The 9,102-nt window shown below is 69.5% G+C and carries 7 protein-coding genes; 3 read left to right on the forward strand and 4 right to left on the reverse strand.

The window, feature by feature from the left end:
• Positions 1-83: 83 nt before the first annotated feature.
• Entirely contained in the window at positions 84-914 is an 831-nt protein-coding gene (locus FXF52_RS32605) for a PIG-L family deacetylase (protein ID WP_148802861.1), read from the reverse strand.
• A 60-nt stretch (positions 915-974) separates the two neighbouring features.
• Positions 975-2,126 (reverse strand): N-methyl-L-tryptophan oxidase, encoded by a 1,152-nt coding sequence (gene solA / locus FXF52_RS32610; protein ID WP_148802863.1) that lies wholly within the window; start codon positions 2,124-2,126, stop codon positions 975-977.
• 421 nt (positions 2,127-2,547) lie between these two features.
• Here solA and FXF52_RS32615 point away from each other — a divergent pair, with 421 nt between their 5' ends.
• Positions 2,548-4,179, forward strand: a complete 1,632-nt coding sequence (locus tag FXF52_RS32615) for a hypothetical protein (protein ID WP_148802865.1) — start codon at positions 2,548-2,550, stop codon at positions 4,177-4,179.
• 584 nt (positions 4,180-4,763) lie between these two features.
• On the opposite strand, the gene FXF52_RS32620 is transcribed toward FXF52_RS32615, so the two are convergent.
• Both FXF52_RS32620 and FXF52_RS32625 read right to left on the reverse strand, forming a co-directional pair.
• Positions 4,764-5,687 carry a LysR substrate-binding domain-containing protein gene (locus FXF52_RS32620; RefSeq protein WP_148802867.1) on the reverse strand — a complete coding sequence of 308 codons (924 nt, stop codon included), beginning with the start codon at positions 5,685-5,687 and terminating at the stop codon, positions 4,764-4,766.
• 51 nt (positions 5,688-5,738) lie between these two features.
• Positions 5,739-6,761 carry a YeiH family protein gene (locus FXF52_RS32625; protein WP_148802869.1) on the reverse strand — a complete coding sequence of 341 codons (1,023 nt, stop codon included), beginning with the start codon at positions 6,759-6,761 and terminating at the stop codon, positions 5,739-5,741.
• A 917-nt stretch (positions 6,762-7,678) separates the two neighbouring features.
• On the opposite strand from FXF52_RS32625, the gene FXF52_RS32630 reads away from it, so the two are divergent.
• Together FXF52_RS32630 and FXF52_RS32635 are read left to right on the forward strand one after the other, a co-directional pair.
• Complete coding sequence (locus tag FXF52_RS32630) at positions 7,679-8,800, forward strand: DUF418 domain-containing protein (protein ID WP_255472571.1); 1,122 nt, start codon at positions 7,679-7,681, stop codon at positions 8,798-8,800.
• A 59-nt stretch (positions 8,801-8,859) separates the two neighbouring features.
• The coding region (locus FXF52_RS32635) for a hypothetical protein (protein WP_222870802.1) at positions 8,860-9,102 on the forward strand (243 nt) is incomplete at its 3' end.

Genomic DNA, 9,102 nt, shown 5'->3' on the forward strand with positions numbered 1-9,102 from the left:
ACCCACGGTAACTACTCGTACTCGGGCCCTGGGTGCTGGCACTGCCGGCACCAGGACCGGCCCGGCTGCCCACTCCGTGCGGGTCAGCGCAGTCCGGCGAACAGGTCGTCCTCCGGCGTCGGCGTACCGGTGGTGTCGCGGACCCGGACGAAGGTCTCCATGCCCATGAGTTCGGCAAACCGCTCCTGGCCGAGTTGCAGGAAGAAGATGTTCTCGGCTTGGCTGGCGTGTGCGGCCAAGGATTCGAACTTCTGCCCGCCGTAGGCGCTCGTGTCCACCCAGGTGGTGATCTCGTCGTCCGGCAGGCCGAGCTCCGGCATCTCCTCCGACGGCCCGTCCGGCTCCGGAAACTCGACGCCGATCTCCTTCATGACGCGGCCGAACTCCTGGAAGGCGCTGCGCGGCACGGTGGTCCAGTACACCTTTGCGGGGATGTCCGTACGCTCGACCGCGGCCATGGTGATGCGGTGGGCCTGGATGTGGTCCGGGTGGCCGTAGAAGCCGTTCTCGTCATAGGTGACGACGACATCGGGCTGGTAGCGCTGCATCAACTCGGCCAGCCGGTCGGCCGCCTCCCCCACCGGGGTATTCCAGAACGCGCCGGGCGCGTCGTTGGCCGCCCAACCCATCATTCCGGAGTCGGCATATCCGAGCGTCTCGAGGTGCGTGACCTTCAACGCCTCGCAACTGGCCGTCAACTCGGCGCTGCGCATCGCCACCACGGCCTGCGGGTCGTGCCCCGGGTCGCCCGGCTTGACCCCACCGGGCCCGTCCCCGCACCGCCCATCCGTGCAGGTCACGAGCACTGTCGTGATTCCTTCCGCCGCATACCGGGCGAGGATGCCGCCCGTGCTCGTCGCCTCGTCGTCGGGGTGCGCATGCACCGCCATCAAGGTCAGGGATCGCTCAGCCACCCCACCACCATACGAGGCAGGTCCGACGCACGAGGCTTGCAGTGGTCAGCGCCCGCCGGCTCAGACGTGACCTTGGAAGTCGCGTCGCGGGTCGAACAGGCTGACGGGGTGGGTTGTCGAGCCGCTCGTTGCCAGGTCGGCGAGGATCTCGCCGACGACCGGGACGAACTTGAAGCCGTGGCCGGAGAATCCGCATGCCACGGTGACCTGCGGGTGCTCCGGGTGCGTCGCGATCACGAAGTGCTGGTCCGGCGTGTTGGTGTACATGCAGGTCGCCGCCCGCAGCAACCGACCCGGAAGGGCGGGCAGGACTCCGGCGAGGTGTTCCCGCATGTCCTGGATCTCCTCCGGGTGCACCTGCCGATCGATGGTCTCCGGGGTGCAGACCTGACCGCGCCGGAAGAACGCCACCTTGGCACCGCCGTCGGGACCGTCAATGGCCGGGAAGCCGTAGATCTGCATGCCGGCGCTGTCCTCATGGATGTAGATGGGATGCCGCTCGGGTTGGAAGGGGCCTACCCCGGTCTCCGGCTGGAACCAGTACATGACCTGCCGCTCGACGGTGAACGGCACACCGAGGTCGGCGAGGAGTTCCGGAGCCCATGCCCCGGGGCAGACGACGAGCCGCCCAGCGGTATAGAAGCCCTCCTCCGTCGTCACTCGCACTCCGCCGTCGGGCAGCGCCTGCCATCGCAGTACCGGCTCGTGGTAGCGGAGGTCGGCGCCGTGCCGCCCGGCCAGCTCGAGGTGGGCGGCCACGGTCACCTCGGGGCGGACGAAGCCTGCCTTGGCCTCGAAGAGCGCCACCTCCTCATCCCGGGGACTGAAGGTTGGGAAGCGGCGACGCAGCTCGCTTGCGTCGAGGATCTCGTGCGGCAGGTCCCACTCGCGCGAAGCGCGCAGGCTGCCGGCGAAGGTGTGGCTCTCCGGGCGGCCGACAAACACCCCGCCGGTGAGCGAAATGATCTCCCGTCCGGCATCACGTTCCAGCTTCTCCCACAGCTCGTACGCTCGAAGCAAAAGCGGCACGTAGGCCGGATCCTCGAAGTACGACTGCCGGGTGATGCGCGAGCCGCCGTGGCTGGACCCGCGGTCGTGCGCCGGCCCGAACTGCTCCAGACCAAGCACACGCTGCCCCCGCGCGGCCAGGTGGTAGGCGGCGCTGCTACCCATCCCGCCAAGCCCCACGACGATGACGTCATAGACCGCCATTTCTACACCTCCAGCCGCCGTGCATCATCGACCAGGACGCTACACGCCTGGCACGCTGGTGCCGTACAAGATCCAAGCGGCCGCCTCCCGCATAGGGAAACGGCCTCTGAGCTCTGCATCTCGGCGGCCTGGTCCGCAACACCGTGCTGGCGGCCGTCGCGTCGCAGCGCGGCCGCGATGCGAGACTGGGATAGTTGGCCGCAGTATCGGCGTGGGTGCGATGGCATGGCCAGCACCGCGGGCTGCCGATCTTTTGGGAGACCTCAAGAGCTCGGTAACGGGCAGGCATCCCGCGGGCCCGGCGGGCGGTTTGGCCTCACTAGGTAACGGGGCAACTGACGGATCCATTTGATCGTTCAGCCCCATGTAATCGCCAAACGCGGGATGTCGGCGCAGAACTGCACGTACCGGAGGAGGACTCGTGGCACCAACGCACCGGCGGCTGTTGGCGCTGCTCGGGATCGCCGCGGCGGTTCCGCTGGCTGAGGTCCTCGTGCTGGTGCTGGTCGGGTTCTTCCCGGCCGAGGGGCTGGCGCCGCAGAGTACGGCGGTCTGGCCGTACGACTCCTACCACGACATGCGCTGGCTGCTGGTCTACCACAACTCCTGGCTCATGTTCGGCTCCGGCCTGCTGAGTCTGATCGCGCTGCGTGGGCTGCTGTCCGCGACGATAGTCAGCCTGGCCTGGCCGGCGGCTGCGCAACGGCCGCCGTACCGAGCGCTTGTGCTGCGCAACATCGGGGTGGCCGCGTTCGGGGCGATCCTCGTCCTGCCGCTCGCCGCCTACTCGGTCGCCGCGTCGGTGGTCTCGCTGTCCTGGTTCCTGTTCGCCTCGCTGATTCCGATGCTGTTGCTCGCCCCCTTCCTGCAGCGGATGTCGGTGGGCCCCGGGTGGTGGCGCGGACTGCCGTCGATCGAACTGGTCGGCTGGTCGCTACTCGACTTCGTGGTGATCACCGTTCTCGGCGCGCTGGTGTGGCGCACTCCAGAGGTGTGGACGCCCCTGGTCACCATCGCCGCCGGCGCGCTCAACGGTCTGCTCTGGCGGCAAACGGTGCACGCCGCCGTCCTGCAACAGCGGGTACGTTGGGCGCGGGTGCCGGTCGTGCCGATCGTCGTGGTGCTCGCCCTGGCCGTTCCGCTGGCGTCGCAGGTGCTCTCCCAACCCGGCAACCAGGCCAACACCTTCACGCCGCCGATCTTCACCCGGCCGCTGCCGCCGCAGGTGCCCTACGCGGTGATCCTGCTGGCCGGACACGACTCCGCGTACGACGGCCGGCCCGCGGCGGATCCGAACGTCGAGTTGTTCTCGTACGTTGGCCTGGACTCGGCTGGTCGGCCGCTGCCGTATCGGCCAGAGGCCACCCATCGATCGTTGGAGTCCAGTTCCCAGCTGCTCGCCGCGCAGGTGCAGGCGGTCCACCAGCGCACCGGCCGGCCGATCGCCCTCGTCGGACAGAGCGAAGGGGTGACGGTGGCCCGCACCTACCTGCGGGACCGGCCCGACTCTCCGGTGCGGGCCCTGGCGATGTTCAGCCCGCTGGTCCGCGCGGCGAACGCGTACTACCCGCCGGCGGATGCCAATGGCGGATGGGGGCTGGCCGCGGGGTGGCTACTGCGAGTGATGTTCAAGGTGACGACCATCGGTAACCGGGCCGCCAGCACACCCGATGAACCGTTCGTCCGCTCGATGCTGGACAACGCGCCCTTCTACCGCTACCAGATCCTGTGCCCGATCCCGGGCGTACGCGTTGTCGCCTTCCTGCCGACGGTGAGCGCCGCCGAGGCCCCGACCGGCCAGAAGATCAGAATTCCGGTGGTCGAGGTGCCGAGCTTCCACGCGGGGATCATCGGCCGGATGGGCGCCAACGACGTGCTGATCAGCTTCCTCGCCGGCGCCGAGGTCAACCACCCCCGCCGCGAGTTCGGCCCGCTCCAGCAACTGGGGGATGCCTGGCATGCCCCAGTTCTGGCGATCCAACTGAATCCGGTATGGCGGCCCACCGCGCCACCTGGTCGGCCGTTCACACCGACCCGATTCTGCCGCACATGACGCCCTACTTCGCGGCGACCGACGCCGGCGCGCTGAGCGGGCCCTCGTTCCCGCTGCGATCCGGCCCGAACATACAGGAGGACAGGGAGCGGTCGGCTGGGGCGGCGCGGTCGGCCCGGGGCGGCGCGACGGGACGAGCCGGCCACCTCGCCGTCCACCGCCGGTGATCCTGGTCAGCTACGACGGCCCGGTTGACGGACCGAGAGCAGCCCGATGCCCAGCCGGTCAAGGATCTCCTCGCGGGCCCGGAAGAGCCGGTGTCGTGCCGCGGCTGCGTCCTCGGCCGGCTCCGGCGCCGGCGGCAGCACCGACCCCACTCGGGGAACAACGGCCGGACTGCCCCGCCAATCCGCTCAGGTTTGAAGTGCCCGTACCCAGGCAGCGCATTGTGCGGCTCCCCCTCGCCGACCTGGACCGGGTCGCATATCACGTACACGCGTTGGGTGTGCTCGCGTGATTGCGGCCTTCGAAGGTGATGGCGGAGGGGCTGAGGGCGGGCTTCCAGCGCACCGCCCATTTGGCCCCGACCTCGTCCGGTGGGTCCGCCAAGGCAAGCGATCCTGGCCGGACATTTACCGGAACTGCTATCGCCCTGCGGAAGGAGCAGCGGCGATCGCCAACAGTTCCGCTGCGAGGGCGGTTGGGGTACGGCCCAGCCAGAGGGCGTGCAGCGGACGGGTCAGCGGGAGGCCCTCGACCCGAAGCTCGACCAACTCTCCCGCGGCGACGGCGGGTGCGGCTGCGCGCGCGCTGATCACGCCGATGCCACCACCGGCGCGGACCGTGGAGAGGATCGTGGTGGTCGAGCCGAGGCTTATGGCGTGCGGCAGGGACGGCGCGAAGCCGAGGGCGTGCGCGACCGCGTTCAGGAACGTGTCGCGGGTGCCGGAGCCGGGTTCACGCAGCAGCAGTGGTTGATCGGCGAGGTCGGTCGGCCGCAGTGCGCGCCAGGCGTGCGCGGCGAGCGGATAGCTGGCGGCGACGACCAGGGCGAGCCGGTCGTCGCCCACGATGCGGGCACTCAGGTCGGCAGGGATGTCGGGTGACTCGACGAACCCAAGGTCGACCGTGCCCGAGCGGACGGCCTCGACAACGCCGTGGCTGTTTGCGACGTCGGCCGAAATGTCCAGCTCGGGATGGGTGCGGCGCAGGCTCAGCAGCCATGCCGGCAGCAGGTACTCGGCCACGGTGAGGCTCGCCGAGATACGCAGCCGCGCCTGCCGGTCGGCGCGCAGCGTCAGAACGCCGTCGGCGAGGTTCTGTGCGGCGTCGATGACGTTGCGCGACCAGGCGACGACCGCCTCGCCGGCGGGCGTGAGCAGGCTCCCGCGCCGCGAACGCACCAGCAGCGGTACGCCGAGCCGGCGCTCCAGCTTCGCAAGCCGGGCGCTGGCGCTGGGCTGGGTGATTCCGTGCGCTTGCGCCGCGCGCCCGACGCTTCCCGTCTCGGCGACGGACAGCAGCAGGTCGAGCGCCGGCAGATCGCTTATCCAGGGCGGCAGTGGCATCGCGCGCAGTCTGTCACACGTGCTGGGGTGTTCGGCCTGTTCCGGGCCTGGTCATCGGGCCAGCAGGTATTGCAGGCCCAGGCTGGTCGAGCTGACCGCGGCCCAGAGGATCAGGCCGAGCAGCAGCGGCCGGGCACCGGCGCGGCGGAGGGCGGCCACGTCGGTGGAGAGGCCGACGGCGGCGAGGGCGATCGCGATGAACAACAGCGCCGCCTGGTGCAGAGCGGTCTGGGCGGCGGCGGGGATCAGTCCACCGGTGTTCAGCGCGGCCACGGCGAGGAATGCGACCAGGAACCAGGGCACGAGGGAGGCCGCGAGCCGGGCCTTCGACGTCTCCGGCCGCTCGGCGTGGCGGCTCAGGGTGGTGAGGACGAGGACGACCGGGATGATCATCAGGGCGCGGGCGAGCTTGACGACGACGGCGTATCCGGCGGCGTCCTGGCCGTAGGCGCCCGCGGCGGCCACCACCGAACTGGTGTCGTTGACGGCGGTGCCCGCGAAGAGCCCGAACGCGTGCGCGCTCAACCCCAGCGCGTGCCCGAGCGGCGGAAAGACCAGCACGGCGGCCACGTTGAACAGGAAGATCGTCGAGATCGCGTACGCCACGTCGTTACTCTTCGCCCGGATCGCCGGTGTCGCGGCCGCGATGGCCGAGGCACCGCAGATACCGGTGCCGACACCGATCAGCGTGCGCAGATCGCGGGGAACGCCGAGCCACCGGCCCACCAACCAGGCCAACAGCAGGCACACCCCGAGCGTGCCCAGCATGACCGGCAACGACCCCGCGCCCACCGACAGCACCTCGTCGAGCGACAGCGCAGCGCCGAGAAACACGACGGACAACTGCAGCACCAGGCCCTTGGCCAGGCTCAGCCCCGGCGCCAGCGCCTCGGACCGGCGCCGCGCCAGCGGGCTCAGCAAGACCCCGACGACCACGGCGAAGACGGGCGCACCGACCACGGGGACCAGCGTGCCGGCAACCGTCGCGGCGAGTCCCAGCAACACCGCCGCGCCGAGCCCGGCAGCCTGGACGGGTACGCGGCGGCGGGTGGGCACCTCAGCAAGAACGATCATCATTCCAGGCTTCGCCCGCGCGGCGTTTCCCGGTAGCGATCATCCCCGGACCACTGTCATAGGCAGCACCTATGACCGAACTGGCCGTTGTTCCGGCCGTGGATGAGTCAGAACTCGGAAGCGGAACCGCTTCAGCCGGTTTCGAAGATGGCTTCGATCTCGACCGCTGCGTTCATGGGTAGCGCGGCGACGCCGGCCGCTGGGCGGCTGTGCCTGCGCTCGTCGCCGGGTGAGTCCACGAACAGGTTGGAGGCCCATTGGCGACAGGTGCTGCTCGGTGAAGGTAGGTGTGCGGGCGCTAACACTGCGATCTTGAGCAGCTGCTTCGTTCGTCCGCGTAGTGCCACATCATCCGCCGATACACCCACCTGACCCGGCCAGTCACCGATTTCCGTGCCCTGGATCCGGGCGAGGGCAAATGCGAATACCGCGGCCCAGGCCAGGAAAACCCAGGAAACGCTCCGAGTCGACCAAGCCGGCACGAACCCAACAGGTCCCCGACTGTTCGTCCGGTATCGCCTCCGAGGACCGCTGTGGCTCGCCCGCGCGTGACGCTGGCTGCCTGACCCGCGAAGTCCCCAGTCAGTGTGTTCGTGATGTCCCAGCCCCGAAGCGGCTGGGCCCTGCCCAGTTGGGAGTGAAGCTCGGGGATGCCCAAGGGTGCCCGTTCCGTCCGGCGACTACAGGTGAGGGGAAGACTGGACGGGCGAACGATCTTGAACCCTTGGTGATGCCCCCGTTATGCCGACATCCCGGACGGGAAGAAAGACCGGGGCGACTGGGGCCGGCCGTTGTGAGGCGGCAGGCGGCGGCCCGTGGGTCCCGCTCGGGCCGTGGTGAACACCGCTGTCCCCTGGGTAAAGAGGCCTATGGCTCGGACGCCACCGAGCAGTGATGCGTTCGACCGGATCCTGGACGTGGACGCGCTGCGGGGATTCGCGTTGTTCGGCATCCTGCTGGTCAACATCTGGTACTTCGCCTCGGGCTACGCGTTCCACCGCATCCCTGACCCGGCGTACCCCTCCTGGCTTGACCACCGGATCCACGACAGCGTGGCGCTGCTGTTCGAGATGAAGTTCTACCTGCTCTTCTCATTTCTGTTCGGCTACAGCTTCACACTCCAACTCGACACGGCGCGGCGCCGGGACACCGCCTTCCGGCCGCGATTCCTGCGTCGGATGGCCGGCCTGTTCGTGCTTGGCGGGCTTCACGCCGTGCTGCTCTTCCACGGCGACATCCTCACCACCTACGCCGTACTCGGGCTGGTTTTGCTCGCCGTGCACCGGATCCGGCCGCGCACGGCGGTGATCCTGACCGGCCTGCTCGTGGGGGCCGTCGTACTCTCCTTCGGCTCGATGGCCCTGGCGGAGGCGCCGTCGGTCGATCCGTCGACCGCCCTCAAGGCCGGGGAAAGCGTCACAGCGGCGCTGGCCGGCGGGCCGGCCTCCGTCATCGCCCAGAACGTCCGTTCGATACCGCATATGATCGTCGGGACGGCGAGGCTGCAAGGGCCGGTCGCCCTGGCCATGTTCCTTTTGGGGCTCGCCGCCGGCCGTCGCCGGATGCTGGCCGACGTGTCGGCACACACTCGCGGTCTGCGCCTGATCCAGCGCGTTGGATACCCGGTTGGTCTCGCCGGCGCGTTTGCCGTCGTAGCGCTGGGCGGCCGCGTCACGGTCGAGGGCCTTGCCTTAGCCACCCTCACCGGGACGGCCTTGGCGGCCGCGTACGCCGCCACGATGCTGCGGCTGTTCCACACACCGGCGGGGCGTCACAGATCGGCCGCGCTCGCACCGGCCGGCCGGATGGCATTGACCAACTACCTGAGCCAGTCCCTGATCTGTGCTCTGATCTTCACCGGGCTCGGTCTCGGGCTGATCGGCCAGGTACCGCCGGCCGGCGTACTGGCCATCGCATTTGGCATCTTCGCCGCGCAGCTGGTACTGAGCGCTCGCTGGATGAGGACCCACCGGTACGGCCCGGTCGAATGGATCCTCCGGGCCGTGACCAACGCCCAGTGGCCGGCGTGGCGCCGATAAGTCCTTCGCGGAAGCCACCGTAGTCGAGCCGGACGACGGCCAGCACCCGCCTGGACCCGGTGACCAGGTTCGCACAGTGGCTCGCACGGCACAGCATCACCGCCCTGCGGATCAGCCTCGAGCCGGTCATCGCCGGCTTCTGGGCACTGAGCGGCACATCGCCTGCCGAGGCACTGGTCATGCAGGCCACCGAGACACTGGCGTTCGGCGCCGTCTCCGGCACCACCGCAGTCGTCATCACCGCCGTACTGGAGACGGCAACTCTCCCCGCCCCGGCGGGCATTTGTCCCTTATTATGGGGC

Source organism: Micromonospora sp. MP36 (genome assembly GCF_008119785.1).
In the GTDB taxonomy this organism is placed as follows: Bacteria; Actinomycetota; Actinomycetes; order Mycobacteriales; family Micromonosporaceae; genus Micromonospora.

Bases quoted from the DNA above. Each gene is read 5' to 3' on its own strand.
- solA (WP_148802863.1), bottom strand. From the start codon at position 2,126: ATGGCGGTCTATGACGTCATCGTCGTGGGGCTTGGCGGGATGGGTAGC.
- FXF52_RS32620 (WP_148802867.1), bottom strand. From the start codon at position 5,687: ATGCCACTGCCGCCCTGGATAAGCGATCTGCCGGCGCTCGACCTGCTG.
- FXF52_RS32625 (WP_148802869.1), bottom strand. From the start codon at position 6,761: ATGATCGTTCTTGCTGAGGTGCCCACCCGCCGCCGCGTACCCGTCCAG.